The sequence below is a fragment of the Hyphococcus flavus genome, from assembly GCF_028748065.1.
Taxonomy (GTDB): Bacteria; Pseudomonadota; Alphaproteobacteria; order Caulobacterales; family Parvularculaceae; genus Hyphococcus; species Hyphococcus flavus.
Map to the genome: position 1 here is coordinate 896,529 of NZ_CP118166.1, position 17,837 is coordinate 914,365.

17 protein-coding genes are annotated in these 17,837 nt (G+C 55.4%); 7 read left to right on the plus strand and 10 right to left on the minus strand.

From position 1 onward, the window contains the following. Positions 1-322 precede the first annotated feature (322 nt). The 6 genes from PUV54_RS04430 to PUV54_RS04455 form a co-directional block, all read right to left on the minus strand. The gene (locus tag PUV54_RS04430) at positions 323-1,252 is read right to left on the minus strand and encodes a hypothetical protein (protein ID WP_274494362.1); all 930 of its coding nucleotides are present in this window, start codon (positions 1,250-1,252) and stop codon (positions 323-325) included. A 45-nt stretch (positions 1,253-1,297) separates the two neighbouring features. Next, positions 1,298-2,491 carry an ADP-forming succinate--CoA ligase subunit beta gene (gene sucC / locus PUV54_RS04435; RefSeq protein WP_274494363.1) on the minus strand — a complete coding sequence of 398 codons (1,194 nt, stop codon included), beginning with the start codon at positions 2,489-2,491 and terminating at the stop codon, positions 1,298-1,300. A gap of 110 nt (positions 2,492-2,601) precedes the next feature. After that, on the minus strand, positions 2,602-3,153 hold the full coding sequence (locus PUV54_RS04440) for an SRPBCC family protein (RefSeq protein ID WP_274494364.1): 552 nt from the start codon (positions 3,151-3,153) through the stop codon (positions 2,602-2,604). Beyond that, positions 3,146-3,493 carry an ArsR/SmtB family transcription factor gene (locus tag PUV54_RS04445; RefSeq protein WP_274494365.1) on the minus strand — a complete coding sequence of 116 codons (348 nt, stop codon included), beginning with the start codon at positions 3,491-3,493 and terminating at the stop codon, positions 3,146-3,148. The genes PUV54_RS04440 and PUV54_RS04445 overlap by 8 nt, the downstream gene beginning before the upstream one ends. 54 nt (positions 3,494-3,547) lie before the next feature. After that, positions 3,548-4,228: a GNAT family N-acetyltransferase gene (locus PUV54_RS04450; protein WP_274494366.1), complete on the minus strand. Its 681-nt coding sequence runs from the start codon at positions 4,226-4,228 to the stop codon at positions 3,548-3,550. 27 nt (positions 4,229-4,255) lie between these two features. Beyond that, positions 4,256-5,650: a Mur ligase family protein gene (locus tag PUV54_RS04455; protein WP_274494367.1), complete on the minus strand. Its 1,395-nt coding sequence runs from the start codon at positions 5,648-5,650 to the stop codon at positions 4,256-4,258. 51 nt (positions 5,651-5,701) lie between these two features. Between PUV54_RS04455 and PUV54_RS04460 the strand changes: the two genes are divergently transcribed. The 4 genes from PUV54_RS04460 (at position 5,702) to rarD (ending at position 10,064) form a co-directional block, all read left to right on the plus strand. Further along, positions 5,702-6,547 carry an LD-carboxypeptidase gene (locus PUV54_RS04460; RefSeq protein ID WP_274494368.1) on the plus strand — a complete coding sequence of 282 codons (846 nt, stop codon included), beginning with the start codon at positions 5,702-5,704 and terminating at the stop codon, positions 6,545-6,547. Between the two features lie 153 nt (positions 6,548-6,700). Continuing rightward, on the plus strand, positions 6,701-7,717 hold the full coding sequence (locus tag PUV54_RS04465) for an aspartate-semialdehyde dehydrogenase (RefSeq protein ID WP_274494369.1): 1,017 nt from the start codon (positions 6,701-6,703) through the stop codon (positions 7,715-7,717). A gap of 12 nt (positions 7,718-7,729) precedes the next feature. After that, positions 7,730-9,154 carry a tetratricopeptide repeat-containing sulfotransferase family protein gene (locus tag PUV54_RS04470; protein WP_274494370.1) on the plus strand — a complete coding sequence of 475 codons (1,425 nt, stop codon included), beginning with the start codon at positions 7,730-7,732 and terminating at the stop codon, positions 9,152-9,154. Next, a complete protein-coding gene (gene rarD, locus PUV54_RS04475) occupies positions 9,135-10,064 on the plus strand; it encodes an EamA family transporter RarD (protein WP_274494371.1) in 930 nt (309 codons plus the stop codon). Before PUV54_RS04470 ends, rarD begins: the two co-directional genes overlap by 20 nt. Here the strand turns inward: rarD and PUV54_RS04480 are convergent. After that, positions 10,048-10,566, minus strand: coding sequence for a PaaI family thioesterase (locus tag PUV54_RS04480; protein ID WP_274494372.1), 519 nt, complete (start codon positions 10,564-10,566; stop codon positions 10,048-10,050). The two genes, rarD and PUV54_RS04480, sit on opposite strands and share 17 nt — an antisense overlap. 31 nt (positions 10,567-10,597) lie before the next feature. Continuing rightward, positions 10,598-11,149, minus strand: a complete 552-nt coding sequence (locus PUV54_RS04485) for an RNA polymerase sigma factor (RefSeq protein ID WP_274495209.1) — start codon at positions 11,147-11,149, stop codon at positions 10,598-10,600. 623 nt (positions 11,150-11,772) lie between these two features. Here PUV54_RS04485 and PUV54_RS04490 point away from each other — a divergent pair. From PUV54_RS04490 to PUV54_RS04500, 3 genes are all read left to right on the plus strand, one after another. Further along, the gene (locus tag PUV54_RS04490) at positions 11,773-14,877 is read left to right on the plus strand and encodes a TonB-dependent receptor domain-containing protein (RefSeq protein WP_274494373.1); all 3,105 of its coding nucleotides are present in this window, start codon (positions 11,773-11,775) and stop codon (positions 14,875-14,877) included. 110 nt (positions 14,878-14,987) lie between these two features. Continuing rightward, entirely contained in the window at positions 14,988-15,953 is a 966-nt protein-coding gene (locus PUV54_RS04495; RefSeq protein ID WP_274494374.1) for an alpha/beta fold hydrolase, read from the plus strand. A gap of 107 nt (positions 15,954-16,060) precedes the next feature. Further along, complete coding sequence (locus PUV54_RS04500; protein WP_274494376.1) at positions 16,061-16,345, plus strand: hypothetical protein; 285 nt, start codon at positions 16,061-16,063, stop codon at positions 16,343-16,345. On the opposite strand, the gene PUV54_RS04505 is transcribed toward PUV54_RS04500, so the two are convergent. Then, positions 16,346-17,476, minus strand: a complete 1,131-nt coding sequence (locus tag PUV54_RS04505) for a serine hydrolase domain-containing protein (RefSeq protein ID WP_274494377.1) — start codon at positions 17,474-17,476, stop codon at positions 16,346-16,348. A 14-nt stretch (positions 17,477-17,490) separates the two neighbouring features. Next, positions 17,491-17,796 carry a hypothetical protein gene (locus PUV54_RS04510; protein WP_274494378.1) on the minus strand — a complete coding sequence of 102 codons (306 nt, stop codon included), beginning with the start codon at positions 17,794-17,796 and terminating at the stop codon, positions 17,491-17,493. Between the last annotated feature and the right edge of the window lie 41 nt (positions 17,797-17,837).

Sequence of the window (17,837 nt, forward strand, 5' to 3'; positions counted from 1 at the left end):
AATTTCGTACAACTTTTTCTCCTTTTCAAACGTCGCCACCCCCGCGCGAGAGCGGACACAAAATGACGCGCGCGTATTCGCAGGTTCTACGCTACTTCATCCGAACCCGGACTTGCTGTGAAGTATAAGACAGCCCTGAAAGTGGGGGATAACCTTCCACCAACACTGGGAAATATTGAAGAATTCAACAGATATGTTGTAAAATTTTTGACCGGGTTCGCGTTATTGGGGTGCGGAATCACCGAAGTAATCATTGCCACTCAGATGCACTCGAACGAGAGCGCCTAATTCATGTTCGAAGTAGGGAGGCATTGGGTTATTCTTAATTCAAGACACTTGCGGTCAGCACCTTAGATTGATCTCGCAAATCAATAAACCGTTGCATCATTTGGCTTCGTTTACGCTTATCAAACGAAACTATATTTACAGCATTGACTTCGTCATAATTACCGACAGCGAGATCACCGTAAATTCCAAAATTATTTTCTTTCGCGTCTTCTATCTCAAGGAATAATAACTCAACACCGAGTTGAAGTTGCCTATGGAGACTTTCTTTACATTGATCCTCTAAATCCTGAAGCTGGTCCATGGACTTCAACAAAAACACCCGCCTGACATTCTTTGGATAAAGAGTCGGAAAATCAAACAAGAAATATCGGGCAACGTTATCCACCTGCCCTCTACAAGCGGTATCCAAGTCTTTTGGCGTTGTAGTAGCAAAATACGTCCCACCCCTCTGCATTGTAATTTCACAAAATCGACGCATCAAAGAAAACGCTTCGCTTTGCATAATTCTAAGTTCTTGTGTTTCCAGAGCATCGACAACGTCTCGCACCGCATCCAGTTCGGAACTACCACCCTCTCGAGCGCGTAGAGATTCGCAATATGACAGCCAAAATGCGTCATCAAACTCGCTTCCTCCAAAAAAACCCGCACGCATAACACGATCAGTTATTGCAACGTCTTTCGTGTTGACGGCTTTCATGAGGGCGGAAGTATCATCATTTGACTTCCTGAACTCACCCAACATCGATTTTACTTCGTTGTTCTCAATGATGTAGTTCAACCATAGAGCGCTAAGCGAAGTCGCCATCAGGCCAAGACTCCATGGGCGAGTGTTTGCACCACCCAAATCCAACGCTTCGAGCAGAGCGGCCAATACAGCCGTCACAAGCCCTACATATGGAATCGCTTTTACCAGAAAGGTTCTAATTTCTTTCTTGGGAAGCTTTTGTTTGTGAGCAGGCTTCATGTATGTCTTGAACCAAATTCCAGACAAGCCGTTAGATGGCTAACATCACCCCTGAACCGCCTTCACCACCTTCTGCGCCGCGTCTTCTAGGTCGTCGGCGGGCGTGATTTTGAGGCCGGAGTTGGCGAGAATTTCTTTCCCCTTCTCCACATTGGTGCCTTCAAGGCGCACCACCAGCGGGTCGTCGAGGCCGACTTCTTTCACCGCTGCGACGATGCCTTCGGCAATCACATCGCATTGCATAATGCCGCCGAAAATATTGACGAGAATGCCTTTCACCGCCGGGTCCGTCGTGATGATCTTGAACGCCTCGGTGACTTTTTCTTTCGTGGCGCCGCCGCCCACATCGAGGAAGTTCGCCGGCTCGGCGCCGTAATGCTTGATGATGTCCATGGTCGACATGGCGAGACCGGCGCCGTTCACCATACAGCCGATATTGCCGTCGAGCTTGACGTAAGACAGATCGAATTCCGACGCTTTTAACTCCATCGGGTCTTCTTCCGACTTGTCGCGCATTTCGAGAATGTTCTCATGACGGAATAAAGCGTTCGGATCGAACCCGACTTTCGCGTCGAGCACCAACAGGTCGCCGGTCTTGGTCACGATCAATGGATTGATTTCCAAAAGGCTCATGTCCTTTTCGACAAACGCTTTATAGAGCGTCGGGATGAGCTTGCCGCATTGTTTCGCTGTTGCGCCTTTAAGGCCAAGCGCCTGTGCGATGCGCCGCGCATGGTGCGGCATGCAGCCGGTGGCCGGGTCGATTTGAACGGTGATGATTTTTTCAGGCGTTTCTTCGGCCACTTCCTCGATATTCATGCCGCCCTCGGTGGAGGCGATGAAGGCAATGCGGCCCGTGCCGCGATCAACCAGCGCAGAGAGATAAAGCTCGGTCTCAATGTCCGAACCGTTTTCGATATAAATGCGACCCACCTGTTTGCCCTCGGCCCCGGTCTGTTTCGTGACCAGCGTCGCGCCAAGCATCTGCTTTGCAAATTCGGCCGCTTCCTCCGGCGACTTCGCCAGACGAACGCCGCCGCCCTCGCCCGCTGATGCTTCCTTGAACTTGCCTTTGCCGCGCCCGCCGGCGTGAATCTGCGCCTTCACCACGTAAAGCGGGCCCGGCAATTCCTTCGCGGCTTTTTCGGCCTCGTTGGCGGCCAGAACCGCACGGCCTTCGGAGACGGGCGCGCCGAATTCTTTCAAAAGACGTTTGGCCTGATATTCGTGGATGTTCATGGAAAGGCTCCGTTGGGCAGGTGGCGATACGCCCGCTTATACAAGCGCCGCCCGGCGAAACAACCGTCTCTGCATTCACGGCGCCCGGCCAAGGAAGCGATCCCCGGCGCCTACTTCAATGACGCGAGGTGATCTTTGATCCGCGCCTTATATTCCTGAAAAAACGCCTCATGGGTTGACCAGAATGGTTTCGGCGTCTCGCCCGACATCTTATCCGCCATGATATCAAGATGCGTATGCCAGCCCGCGCACGATCCAAGAAAATGCTCGGCGGGAATTTCGCCGCGCTGGATCAGCTCCAGCTTCACCTTGCCGTTTTGTTCGCTCAGGCGGAATTCGATTTCATTGCTCCCCTCCGGCGACGGCCACCAGATCACGAGACGGTGCGGCGGCTCGCAGGCGGTCACATCCACATCAAAGGAAACGCCATTGTCCATTTCCTTGTACTTTTCCGGAATGGTCTCTTCATGCGGCGTCAGGTTTTTGTGTTGAAACTCAAACTTGATGGTCTCGCCTGCACGCTGGACGTCACCGCCGCCGCAAAGCCATTGGGCGCGCTTTTCGCCCTCGGCAATCCACGCCCATGCCCGCTCGATATCGCCGGGAAGCTCCCGCACGAAGTAAAGCGAACCGTCTTCGAGAACTTCTCCGTATTTATTCATCCTCAATCTCCTTTTTCATCAGCGTCTCGAGGCGGTTGAGCCGCGCGTTCCAGAATTTCCGCTGGGCGTCGAACCATGCGGCGGTTTCCTCAATCGGCGCCGGATTGGCGATGACGAGATGTTCGCGCCCCTCACGGCGGCGGCGCACCAGCCCCGCCCGTTCCAGCGTCTTCACATGTTTCGAGACGGCGTTGAGCGACATATCGAAAGGCTTTGCGAGATCTGTGACCCGGCGCTCGCCCTCGCCCAGCGCCGCCAGGATCGCCCGCCGCGTTGGATCGGCAAGCGCAACAAGAACGCCGTCAAGCGTTATATCATCCGTAGCATGATATTCAACCATATAGTTGAATATATGAATGTGAAGCCAGCATGTAAAGAGCGATCTCAAAGAAGACTAAATAGCCGCGCGGATGTCAGCGAGAGAGCGCCGCTGCTGACCGCCGCCATCGAAATTATCCGACGCCAGCCAGGATTCGAACGCCGCCTTCACGGCCGGCCATTCAGAATCCAGCATGGAATACCAGGCCGTATCGCGGTTCCGGCCCTTCATCACCATGTCCTGACGGAAGACGCCTTCGAATGTAAAACCGAGGCGCAATGCTGCGCGCCGTGACGCCGCATTGTCGTTGTTGCACTTCCACTCATACCGGCGATAGCCGAGATCGTCGAAGACATGCCGCGCCATCAGATACATGGCCTCTGTGGCGGCGGCGGTGCGCTGCAGCTTTTTCGACAAAACGATACAGCCGACCTCAACCGAACCGGCTTCGGGCCTGATGCGCATGTAGCTCGCCATGCCGAGCGGGGCATTTGTTGCGGCGTCACGGAACATATGCGTCTGCCAGTTCTGCTGTCCGGTGACGAAACGCATCGTCTCGCCAAAACTTTCCGCAGTTTCAAACGGGCCGAGCGGAATGTAGGTCCACAGGTCGGCGTCGCCCTCACTACACAGAACCGGGAACAGTTCAGTCGCCGCATCGGGAAACTGAGCAGGCTCGGTTTTGACATAGCGCCCGGCCGTTGGTTTTAAATCCGGCGGCGCACGCCACTGCCAGTTGGAAAGATCTGCGGACATGAAAGCCCCCTGAATTAGGGCGCGATACTAAGCGAGCCGTTTCAACAAATCAGCCGCAAAAATGGAAAGCGTATCGTCGCGGGCGCCCATGATGACGATCCGGTCGCCGGGCCGGGCCAGTTCAATCAACCGGTCGCCGCAGTCATCGCGGGTCGCCAGCGCTTCGGCGCGCCTGCCCGCGGCCACAATCCCCGCTGCAATGTCGTCGCTCGACACCGACCGGTCGACCGTTCCGCCGAAATAGACAGGCTCCGGCATCAACAGCACATCGTCTTTCTCCAAATGCTCCGCGAAGGTGGCGATGAATTCACCCTTCATCTTGTTGAGCGGCCCGAAACCATGCGGCTGGAACATAATCAGCAAACGCCCCGGAAACTCGTGAAGGGTTTTGAGGCTTGCCGTGATCTTGTCGGGGTTGTGACCAAAATCGTCGATTACCGTGACGCCGCCAGACTCACCCACATATTCAAGCCGGCGCTTGACGCCTTCGAATTCCGCAAGGGCCGCCGCCGCCTTTTCCAGCGGCACGCAGCAAGCTGTCGCCGCCGCGATTGCGGCGAGCGCATTCGATACATTGTGGCGACCCGGCATTTTCAACGCGACAGCCGCCTTTTCGCCGTTGCGCGCGGCCACTTCAAACGAGACGCCAAAAGGTTCTGGGGAAATGTTTTCGCCGGCAAGGTCAGCGTCTTGTCCGGTGATGGAATACGTCGTCTTTGCGCCCACGTGCTTCTCCGCCAGCAGCGCCGTTTCGTCATTATCAAGATTAAGAACGGCTGTTTCTGCATCGCCAATAAAGCCGCCGAACAGCGCGCGAAGTTCGTCCATGGATTTGTGATCGAGAGAAATATTATTCAGCACAGCGATGGTTGGATGGAACATCGCAATCGATCCGTCGCTTTCATCCACTTCGGAAACAAACGCTTCACCCTCGCCCACCAGCGCGCTCGCAAACAACGCGTCCGGCTTGACGAAGTTTTTCATCACCGCACCGTTCATAACGGTCGGCGATTTCCCTGCGTGATACAGAATCCAGCCGATCATGGCAGTCGTCGTCGACTTGCCGCTGGTGCCGGCGACGCCAATGGAACATTTCGATTCGTTGAATAGCTGCGCCAATAGTTCCGCACGGCTCATGCGTTTGGCGCCGGCCGTGTTCGCGGCGACCACATCGGGAACCTTGTCCTCCACCGCTGCCGAGGCGACCAGAATCTGGCTCTCGCGGGTGAGCCCCGAACCATCCTGCTTGTGAAGCTCGACGCCTAGGCTCTTAAGATAATCGAACTTCGCGCCAGTGCGGCCCTGATCGAGCGCCCGGTCCGAGCCCTCAACGCGGGCGCCGCGCGCCTTGACGATCATGGCGAGCGGCAGCATGCCCGACCCGCCAACCCCGCAGAAGAAATAGTCTTTTGTTTCGGTCATCACCGGATCGCTTTAACCTAAATTCATGTAATAAGTCGTAACCATTGTTTGATGTCTGAAACCACCAAGCATATCGCTCTTTGTTGCCCTGGCGGGCCGATCGCCCGCGATCTGGCCGAGAAAACCGCCCGAATTGCGGCGGCGCGCTTTGGCGATCGGATGAAACTCTATTTTCACGATCAATGTTTCCTTGAAGCGGGACACTTCGCCGGCAGCGATGCGGAGCGGTCCGCCGCATTTATTGAAGTTGCAAACAACGCAGAATTTGACGCCGTCTGGTTCGCCCGCGGCGGCTACGGCGCCTGCCGCCTTGATGATGCGCTTTTTGCAAAACTGAACGAACACGCTCGGGCAAAAACATTTCTTGGCTATTCCGACGCCGGATCGCTGCTGGCGCGACTCTACAAAGAAGGGATCGGCAATCCTGTGCACGGTCCGATGCCGACGGACCTACCGCGACAAGGCGGCGAAGAGGCGATCGCACGCGCGTTATCATTTCTAGCAGACGGCGACCGCTCAGCACTCGAGCCGAATGTAAAGAGTGACAGCAAGTTCGCCGCATTTAACATCACTATCCTCGCGCATCTTGTCGGCACACAGTGGATGCCGGACCTCTCCGATCACGTCATCATGCTCGAGGATGTTTCGGAATATCTCTACCGGCTGGACCGGGCGATGTTTTCAATCATGGGCGATCAAGGCGTCAAACGCGCGCGCGGAATCATGCTGGGCCGCGTCAGCGATATTCCCGAAAACGACCGGCCCTTCGGCAAAACCGAAGAAGAAATCATCAAGGACTGGTGCGCGCGCGCAAACATTCCCTATATCGGCCGCGCTGACATCGGCCACGACGCCGACAACAAGATTGTCCCTTTCGGCGGAACGAATATCGCCTGATCGGGTTGAACAAAGACGGCTAGCACATAGTTAGCTGGTCTATCAGTCATTTCATGAATTATGCGGCTTTTCATGGCGCCTTGGCGCCCTGCGCCGCTTGACAGGCGGGGGGTAAACATCGTCTCTCGCGCCCGATACGAAGGAGCATAAAAAATGGAAGTCAAAGTCGCCGTCGTCGGCGCAACCGGTAACGTCGGTCAGGAAATGTTGGCGATCATGGAAGAGCGCCTCTTCCCGGCCTCGGAAGTCATTCCGCTCGCATCGCGCCGCTCAATTGGCCGCGAGGTTTCTTATGGCGATAAGAAACTGAAATGCCGGGACCTTGAAAATTTCGATTTTTCCACTGTTGATATTGCGTTGTTCGCCGCAGGCGGTTCCGTCGCGAAGGAATGGGGGCCGAAAGCCGCAAAAGCGGGCGCGCTCGTCATCGACAACTCATCGCATTTCCGCATGGACCCGGACGTTCCGCTGATCGTGCCTGAAGTCAATGCGGACGCGGTAACGCAAATCAAAAAGAATATTATCGCCAACCCGAACTGCTCGACGGCGCAGCTCGTTGTGGCGCTGAAACCTTTGCATGACGCCGCCAAAATCAAGCGGGTTGTGGTTTCCACCTATCAATCGACCTCCGGCGCCGGCAAAGACGCCATGGACGAGCTTTTCAACCAGACTAAAGGCATTTTCGTCAACGACACGCCGACCCCTGAGAAATTCACCAAGCAAATCGCTTTCAACGTCATTCCCCATATCGACGTCTTCATGGAAGACGGCTTCACAAAAGAAGAATGGAAGATGACGTCGGAAACCAAAAAGATTCTCGACACTAAAATCAAACTCACCGCCAATTGCGTGCGGGTGCCGACATTCGTCGGCCACGGCGAAGCGGTGAACGTTGAATTTGAAAATCCGCTGTCGGATGATGAAGCGCGGGAGATTCTGCGCGAAGCGCCCGGCATCCTTGTCGTCGACAAGCGTGAAGACGGCGGCTACGTCACGCCGGTTGAATGCGTTGGCGATTTCGCCACTTTCATCAGCCGCCTTCGCGTTGATCCCACCGTCGACAACGGCCTTGCCTTTTGGTGCGTTTCCGACAATTTGCGAAAAGGCGCGGCGCTAAACGCAGTTCAGATTGCCGAGACCGCGCTGAACAGAAACATAATCAAAAAATAAACGGCGGTTGACGTGGCCTCTTTGCAAACAATCTCGGACCTGTTGTCACAAGAGCAGTTGGAGGCCGCGAGCGCCGCCTTACGCAAGCTCGTAAAACAAAAAAACCAGCCCGACGTCGACTGGCCTACGGCTGTCGACATCGCGGGCCGGCTTGCCGATCAGGAAACGGCGTTGATAGCGGCGCAAAACTGGCGCGCAGAGGCGCCAAATGATCCGCAACGGATAATAACGGAGATCATTTCGCTGGGCTCCGCCGCCAGGCACAAAGAGGCGGCCAAGCTTGCCCGTGAGCTGCAAAAATTCCCGCAAGCGGCCGCTGACGGGTATTCGCTTGAAGGGTTTTATCAGGCGCGCTTCGGCGAGCGCGAAAAGGCGCTGGAACTGTGCCGTAAGGCGGTGGAACTAAACCCAGATCATTCGCACGCTTGGGAGCAGATTGCGCTGCTCGACGGCTATGACGACGTCAACAACGATATCGCCGAAATGCTGGCGCTTGAAAAACGTGTGACAGAGCCTCAACGATTAATGGCTCTTTATTTTGCGCTGGGGCGGGCCTTTGATTATGCCGGCGATACCGACAACGCATTTTTGTATTTTTCAAAAGGCGCGGATTTTCGAAAAGGGCCGAACCCTTTCGACATGCGGCCAGTGCATGCCTATCTGGAAGGCCTGAAAGCGACTTTCAATTCAGCGTTTCTTGATCAACACGCTCATGGCGACGCCGGACAGGAAGTGGTGTTTATCTTAAGCGCGCCACGATCAGGCTCTACGCTCATCGAACAAATCCTTTCGACAGCGCCGTCTGTCACGCCAACCGGCGAGCACATGTTGTTACGCCGCGCCGCCTTGCCGTTTGGCGGCCTGACGCCGCCGGAAATGGCGAAGGCGGCAGAGTACACGCAAAACGACTGGCGCAAGATTTCCAGAAATCATCTGGAAAGTTTGCGCAAGCGTTTTGGGCCCGGCAAAATCTACACGGATAAATCACTTATCAATCACTATTACGCCGGGCTGGTCAAAGTGCTTTATCCGAATGCACGGTTTATCTGGATGCGCCGCGACCCGCGTGATGTCGCCTGGTCGTGTTACCACTCCCGCCTCAACGGAAATCCGTGGACGGAAAGCATTGAATCTGCGTGTGAATTCCTAACCGCGCACAACAATATCTGCTCCTACTGGTCGGAACTGTTAGGCGATAATCTGTTGGCGGTGGATTACGAGGACCTTGTGGCGTCGCCGGAAGAAACGTCAGCCAAAATCTTTCAGCATGTCGGAATTGATCGGCCCGACGACTGGCGTGATTTTTACAAAAGCGACAACCCGGTGGCGACGGCCAGTCTCGCGCAAGTGCGAGAACCATTGAACAAAAAAGGCGTCGGCTCCTGGCGGCGGTATGAAAAACATCTGGCGCCGATCTATGACAAATGCTTCGCCTGACGCCCTGAATTCTCAAAGATCGCCGATTGCGGAAGGGCTGATTTTCGCAACCCTCGCCTATGTGCTGTGGGGCGTCATGCCCGTATATCTGAAAGCCCTGTCAGATGTTTCAGCACTTGAAGTCCTCGCGCACAGAATCTTCTGGTCGGTTCCGTTCGGCGCGATAATTATCTCGTTGCGCAACCAGTGGGCCGAAGTATTCGCGGCGCTGACAGACAGGCGAGTGCTGGTCATGCTCGCACTATCGGCTTTGGCCATTGCATTGAACTGGCTGATCTATGTCTGGTCAGTGCTGAACGAACGCGTACTGGAAGCAAGCCTTGGATATTATATTAATCCGCTGATGTATGTCGCCACTGGCGTGTTCATAATGGGCGAAAAACTTCGCCGGATGCAGATCATATCCGTCGCGCTTGCCACTGCAGGCGTCCTCACGCTCACGTTCGGTGCGGGCGTTTTTCCATTTGTATCATTGGCGCTTGCGCTGCTCTTCACCGCTTATGGCTATATCCGCAAAACGACAAATGTCGGCGCCATGCCAGGACTTTTTGTTGAAGTTTTGTTGCTGGCGCCGGTCGCACTCATTTACGCCATCTGGTTGATGAGCGCCGGAAAAGCCGCCTTTCTTTCCGGCTCGCTCAGCACGGATGGTCTTCTTCTACTTGCAGGGCCGTTTACTGTTATTCCGCTTGTTTGCTTCGCACTCGGCGCGCGCCGCCTTAAACTCTCAACGATCGGCTTCCTGCAATATATCGCCCCGACCATGCAGTTCTTTTTCGGCCTCTACTACGGAGAGCCGTTCACGCTTTATCATGGCGTTTGCTTCGGACTGATCTGGCTGGCGCTTGCGATTTTCAGCGTTGACGCTGTGATGGCGAACAAGAAAGCCCGTGCTAATCAAGCCGCTTGAGAGTTCCTGAAAAATTCATAAGCGGCTTGTCATCTGCACTTACAAGTCCGCGTGCAAACAAGATGCTTTTGCCAATCGCCGTTGTTTCGCCACTGGCGTGAATGAACGTTCCGACCTTCCCGGGACGTAAGAATTCAGAATTTAACGAAACCGTCACCGCCCGGAACAAACCGATCTTGCGGCGGCAAATATCGAACAACGCCATGTCAGCCAGGGTAAGAAGCGCACCCCCATGCACAAAACCGCCCAAATTTGCATGATGAGGCCTTGCGAAAAACCCAACGCCGGGCGCGGGCCCTTCCTCCCTAAAATAATAGGGGCCAGCCCGCCCGCTGAAGGTTTCTTCATGGGATTGCAGCGTCCAGCCTTCGGGCGCGGGAAGTGACTTGCTTTGCGTCATGACCGGCGTTGTTAGCTGAACAGGCGTCCAGGACAAAATATCATCAGCAGCAGAGCCGCGCCTTTGAACAGTAATGCAACGCCGGGCAACCTGATCGATCATCAGCCAGTTATTAACGGAACCGGGAACAGCCTTAAATGATTTGTGGAGCAGGTTCGTTTGACTGCCGTAAGGAACCGCGTAAGCGTTTCAGGGCTTCAATCATGTATTTCTCGACACTGCTTTCAGAGACATCCAGTTGATCGGCTATTTCCCGATAGCTCAGACCATCGAACCGGTTCAGCATAAAAGCCTTGCGGGAGCGTTCCGGCAGACTGCTGATAGCTGCCATAATGATTTCAACATCCTGCTTCAACGATGCCTGTTTTTCGGGCGACGGGGCCGTATTGGCGACCTGGTCCAGCGGTTCGGCACCATCCTTATCGTTCGACGAAACATGACGGCTGAAAAAACGGCTGCGTTGTTTGAGCTCGTTAATCGCCAGATTGTTGGCCGTTTTGAAAATAAGCGCCCGCGGATTTTCGATGTCGGTCTTTTCCGAATAGGCCCACACACGCATGAATACGGCCTGCGCCACATCTCGAGCGGCCTCGTTGTCGCCTATTTTCTTCGTCAGCCACTGAATCAACAGTTGCTGGTTCTGACGCATGGCGCTTTCGATCGCTGATCGTTGCTCGATTCTCACACTCGTCCCTTGCTGGCCTGCACGCCCTTTGTCCTTTCTAGGACGCTGGCGAGCAGGCAATAATCGAGACCTCGGCAACCGTTTCTCACTTACCCGTTCCGAGACAGAAGGGCTGCGGTTATGCCCACTCGTCAGACGGGCGCGGGGAAAAATGAGCGTAAGAGCCGGATTTCAAGCAGTAAAAGGCGTCAAACCGCCCCAACACGGCAAAAATCTCCCGTTGTGATTGAGGGATTTCGCGGCACGGTTGTCTACTGTCTGAACACACGGGCATCTTCTCCGAGGGCCTTGTGTTGTCCCGAGAGCCAGGGGGCGCTGCAATGCTCCCTGGCTAACTCAAAAAAAGTAACTAGACGCGCCCGTTAGGGCTATATGAGACATCTCTCATAAACCTTAACAAGACCTTAGTAGCGCTCCCGGGAACCTCGTTGTTGCAAATTCGTCACATACGAATTGTTGCACAATCGTCACACACGAAAAATGCGTGATTTCAGGGCTTGAGGAAAGGGCAAGATTAGTTGTCTCATGGGGACGGCGAGCCATGCCGGGAGGGGGCGTGCAACAACACGCATTCAACTTCGCGCGTTCGCCATCGTTAAACCAAGCATAAGAGGGACACACCAATGTCAAGAAGAGCCACTTCTCAGGTCCGTCACAGCCTTTTGGCTGCTACGGCTCTGACGAGCGTGACGGCGTTTGCTGCGCCAGCAGTCGCGCAGGACGACGGTGACGATGACGTCATCGTTGTTACCGGTTCGCGTATTCAAAATGCGAACATCAACTCATCTAGCCCGGTCTTTCAGGTAGACGCCGACGAAATTGACACACGTGGTGTCGTTCGCGTGGAAGATCTCATCAACGTTCTGCCGCAGGCCTTTGCTGCGCAGACATCAAACCTCGCGAACGGTTCGAACGGTACGTCTTCTGTCGACCTTCGTAACCTCGGTCCGCAGCGTACGCTCGTTCTTATGGACGGCAAGCGCCTGCCTTACTCAACCGTTATCGGCGGCGCTGCAAGCTCGGCTTCTACGGCGAACCTCGACACCATCCCAACTGCTCTGATCGAGCGCGTTGACGTCGTCACTGGCGGCGCCTCGGCTGTTTACGGTTCAGACGCTGTTGCTGGTGTTGTTAACTTCATCATGAAGCATGACTTCGAAGGTTTTGAAGTCGACGGCCAGGTTGGTTTCTTCCAGGACGGCAATGGCGGCGAATTCGAAAACGCCCTGCTCGACAGCTTCGGCATCGCACGGCCAGGCAGCGTTCTCGACGGCCGTAACGTCAACGTTTCAACGACCTTCGGCGCGAACACAGCCGACGGACGCGGCAACGTCACGATGTTCCTGCAGTACCAGAACCAGAACGAAGTTCGTCAGGCTGAGCGTGATTACTCCAAATGCGCCTACGGCACGTCTTCGACGTCTCCGCAAGCGCTTGGCGGCATCGTTTGCGCCGGTTCGTCGACCTTCCGCCGGATCGGTCTTTCGAACTCCAACCCGAACTTCCCGGCAGGTCTGCATCTTCAGGAAGACGGCACGCTTGTTCCTTACACAGGCGCGCCTGATCAGCTCTTTAACTTTGCGCCGGACAACTTCATCCAGCGTAACAACGAGCGCTTTAACATCACGGCCTTGGCCCGTTACGAAGTCACGGACGACATCGAAGCCTATCTTGATCTCGGCTTCACGGAAAACACCACCGACTCGCAGATCGCGTTTTCGGGTACGTTCTTCCGTAACTTCATGATCAACTGCGACAACCCGTTCCTGCAGGCTCCGGTTCCAGGCGGCGGCACGCTGGCTGAAGCCGGCCTTGGCTGTACGCCGGCACAGGTTGCGACTGGCCTGAACCCGGACGGTTCGTTTGCTGACGTTAACTTCGGCGGCGTTGCCGGTCCAGGTTACCGTAACGTCAACGGTAATCCGCGCAGCACGGGTACCGCGCTTTCCACGTTCCGCGCCGTTGGCGGCTTCCGCGGACTGATTGCGGACAACTGGGCTTGGGACGTTTTCGGCCAGTTCGCACGCACGCGTCAGAACTCACAGTCGATCGGCGACCTGAACTTCCAGTCTGTTCAGAATGCTTTCTTTGCTGTGGATGACGGCATGGGCAATGTGGTTTGCCGCGGCGGCCAGACAGGCTGTCTCCCGCTCAACATTTTCAGCCGTCCAGGCGGTGTTGATCAGGTAACGCCGGAAGTGGCTCAGTCCATTCAGGGCAACGGCTTTGTCACTGGTACGGTCGAGCAGATCGTTCTTGGCGGCACCATCGGTGGCGACCTTGGCAGCTCCGGCTTCCAGTTCCCATGGGCTGAAGACGGCGTTCAGGCGCTGATCGGTGCGGAATACCGTGAAGATCGTCTGGTCCGTAATCCTGATGACGTTTCGCAAATTCCGGGCGGCCTCGGCCTCACCGGTGTTGGCGGTGGTACGCCACCGCTTGCTGGTGAAGTCAGCGTTTGGGAACTCTTCATGGAGACCAACATTCCGCTGATCCAGGGCAAGTCGTTCTTTGAAGAGTTTGGCATCAACGGCGCCTATCGCTTCTCGAACTACTCGACAAGCTCTGACTCTACGCCAGACAACGACTTCGAAACGCATACTTTCGCAGCCGGCGTAAGCTGGGTGCCAGTGCCTGAAGTTCGTCTGCGTGGTCAGTTCCAGCGTGCGGTTCGTGCGCCAAGCATCTTCAACTTGTTCAGCGCCCAGAACACGGCGTTGTTCAACGCGACAGACCCTTGCGCCAACCAGCCTTCAAACGGCAACATGCCTGTGGCGACAGCAGCTCAGTGTGCTTTCACTGGCGTAACGCCAGCTCAGTACGGCACGCTTCCGGCTAACCCGGCACAGCAGCTGAATGCGGTTACCGGCGGTAACCCGTTCCTTGAGCCTGAGAAGTCTGACACATACACCGCTGGTGTATTGTTGCAGCCTTCATTCATGAACGGTTTGACCCTGTCAGTCGATTACTTCGACATCACGGTCAACAACGCGATCTCTACGATTGCACCGAACGTTGCTCTGACCCAGTGTCTTGCAAACGGTGACCCTGCCTTCTGTGGTCTGATTGTTCGTGACCAGGACGGCTCTCTCTTCGCGAGCCCGGTTCCGCCAACGGGATCACCGTTCCAGTTCGCTGGCGTTCAGGCGACCAACGTCAACATCGCAAACTTCGCAACACGCGGTATTGACCTCGCTGCAAGCTATGGCATGGACATGGACATGATCGGCCTTGGCGGTTGGGGTTCCATGAACTTCAACTACGTTTCCACCATTTTGATGGAATCGTCTTCCGTGCCGGTGCCAGGCGTAACAACGACGGTTGAGTGTAAAGGCCTTTATCGCGGTAATAACTGCGTAGGTCCGATCCCAACCTACAAGCACCGCATGCGCACGACATGGCAAACGCCATGGAACATCGATGTGACAGCCACATGGCGTTACCTCTCTGAAGTAACGCTTGATCAGGGTCAGTCTACCGGTGGTGCCTTCACGCCTTCAGGCAACGTCCTCGACGACAAGCTGGACTCGGCGAACTATCTCGACCTCGCCATGCAGTGGTATCTTCGCGAAAACCTGACGCTTCGTGCTGGTATCAACAACGTCATGGGCCGCGATCCTGAGCTGTCTACGCAGGCAGGTACGGCTCCGGGTAACGGCGACACGTTCCCAGGCACCTATGACGCTGCTGGCCGCTTCATCTTCTTCGGCATCAACGTTGGCCTCTAAGAAGATAAACGGCTAACATAGCCAACAACTAAGACGCCGCGGACTTCGGTCCGCGGCGTTTTTCTTTGGGCGTATTTACAAGTTTCGCAGTTCAGTCATAAGCCGTTGGAATGAGCTTTCCGAAACCACGGCGTATAAAAACCCCTGAGGTTACGCTTGCCGTCTACGAAAATGACGGCGACACTGGCCGTCGCCATCCGCCGGTAATCTTCGTCCATGGCTGGCCGGAGATCGCCTATTCCTGGAAAAGCCAGTTGGGCGCTGTCGCCAAAGCCGGCTTTCGCGCCATCGCCATTGATCTCAAAGGTTTCGGTTGGTCCGACGCGCCGAAAGACCCCGCACTATATAGCGCCGAACAAATGACCGGCGATTTTGTTGCGCTGATGGACGCGCTATCAATAGAGAAGGCGATTTTTTGCGGTCATGACTGGGGTGGCGCGCTCGTTTGGGCCATGGCGCAGCTTCGCCCAGAACGGGTCGCAGGCGTTATCGGCCTGTGCACGCCTGTCCACCCCCGCCCGCCAGCGCCGCCTCTGGCGATCATCAACAAACGATTTGGCTCGCAGCATTACTTCGTCCAGTTTCAGACGCGAGACGTCCCGGAACAGCTCTTTGCATCCGACCCTGACCGGTTCTTCCGGTTGATGTTTCAAAGACCACCTCCGCGCGATCGCTGGGCTGAACTCGTCCCGCGCATCTATGATTTGCCAGGCAGGTTTAAAAACGCACCGCCTCCTTCGGACAATGACGTCATCATTCCGCCTGCGGATATTCAGATCTATGTGGACGCCTACAAGAAAAGCGGGTTTCATGGCGGCGTCAATTTGTACCGCAACATCGACCGCAACTGGGAAGCGATGGAAGGTCGTGATGAAACGGTGAGGGCGCCCGCATTATGGATTGGCGCTGAACTGGACCTCTTCCTGCCGCCCGAGAGCGCGGAAAAAATGAAAGATATCGTTCCGGATCTAGAAAGCCACGTCATTGCGGACTGCGGTCACTGGATGACGTGGGAGAAACCGGCGGAGACGAACGCGCTTATAATCGACTGGTTGAAACGCCGCTTTTCAGCTTAATTTAAGCGAAATTCACCCGCTCGTTTGAGACAAATTCCGGGAACTGAAATCACGTTTCGGTCATTCGCGGCTGTCACGCTTTTCCTGCAATAGAGGAGGAGGGACAGATGCGTACAATTATCGCAATAATCGTATTTTCCCTAAGCTTGTGGGCTTCGCCAGCGACAGCGAACGATCTGAGGCACCAGACGCCTTACAACGCCAAACCGAAAGCGTTGGCGGCGTTAAACTTGGCGGATAGACGCATTGAAATGCTTGCCGTGACCAGACGTGCGCGGGCGGATACAGTGTTCCGGCGCGCTCATCTTGATGAGTGCCGCAACATGTCGAAGGTCATGCCCGGATATCCGCAACCCGCGTTCGTGTCGTTCGACTTTCGCCTCAAATTTTAGTCAAAGCGCTTCGTAAACAGCATCCAGCAATCTCACCGCGCGCGGATCACCCACCAGATAGTGTGACATTTTGTTCATGACATAAGCAGCGGTGAGATTGTTTTGCGGGTCAATAACTACGCATGAGCCGCCGAACCCCGCATGGCCGAACGCCGTCTCATTCGGTCCGAAATGCCGGTTGATGTTGCGCATGAGTCCGGCCGACCAGGACAAGTGGAATGGCAGCACTAGGTCGTCGCCGCGAATACGTTCTTTCAATGCGTCATTGATCGCCGCTTGATCAAGATATGAATCGCCGTTCCATTTTCCGCCGTTCACGAAAGGATGAACGATCGCCGCGAGCGATCGAGCATCAGCATGCATGTTGGAGGCCGGGATTTCCGCCGCCATCCAGTCCTCGTGGGCGACGCGCGCCGGCGCTGACCATTTCGATAAAAACGCCAGTTTCGTAAATTCGTTCAGCTCGCCGAGGTCGGGCGGTTTGGGCGGTTTTTGCATGAAAGCCGTGCGCGCCATCTGATCGCGTCTGAGGCCGCAAAAAATCTCTAAGCCAAAACCCTGAACAAGCTGGCCAACTGTTTTTCCTTTAACGCGTTGCAAGAGTTCACCTGCAATAAACCCGACTGTCTGCGGGTGATACCCGTTTGCCGTCCCCGGCGCCCATAACGGCGCCATGGCCGCAAGCTTTGCCGTAATCGCACCCCAGTCGAGCCAAGTCGCCGGCGGCATTTCATCGGGAATGCCGCAAAGCCCGCCCTGATGCGACAGGACTTCGGCGATGGTGATCTTTTCCTTTCCGGCTGCTGCAAATTCCGGCCAGTACTGCGCAATCGGCGCATCGTAACTCAGCGTTCCATTGGAAACTTCGCGCGCCACTAACAGCGACAAGACAGCTTTGCCGCTTGAATAAATGCAGGCGAGCGTATTTTCGTCCCAAGGCTTCTCTTCCCCCCGGTCAGCGTATCCGCCACGAATATCGATGACCAATTCATCGCCGATGACGGCCGCGAATGAGGCCCCGAGCTCTGACCCGTTTTCGAAATTAGACGCAAACGCATCGCCAACAGCCCTGAAAGGCGGCGGTAGAATTCCGCTCGCGTTTGCAACACGTTCGTCACGCCATGCCATCATAAAATTCTTTGTCGTTAACGGAATGCACAAGCGACGGATGAACGCGCGATGGCGCCGGCGGCGCGGGCGTTATCAATGCTCAACAACGCATCAAGCCCTTCACCGGGAGAGGAAGCAGCATTGATATTCCCAATAAAGTCAGCAACAGCTTTCATGTCGCCCCGATCCAACCGGTCATCGAGTTCGTTGCCCATGCATTCGGCTTTGTCCTCGGATAAACCAAACTCCATGAGCCGGTTTTCAATCCTCTTGCGCGGCGAAACAGTGGCGCAGGCGGCAAGTGAGAAAGCAGCAATCAACAAAATCAGTTTGTTCATCATATAACTCCCCTAATTAGGTAAGATCATACGGTGATTAGCAG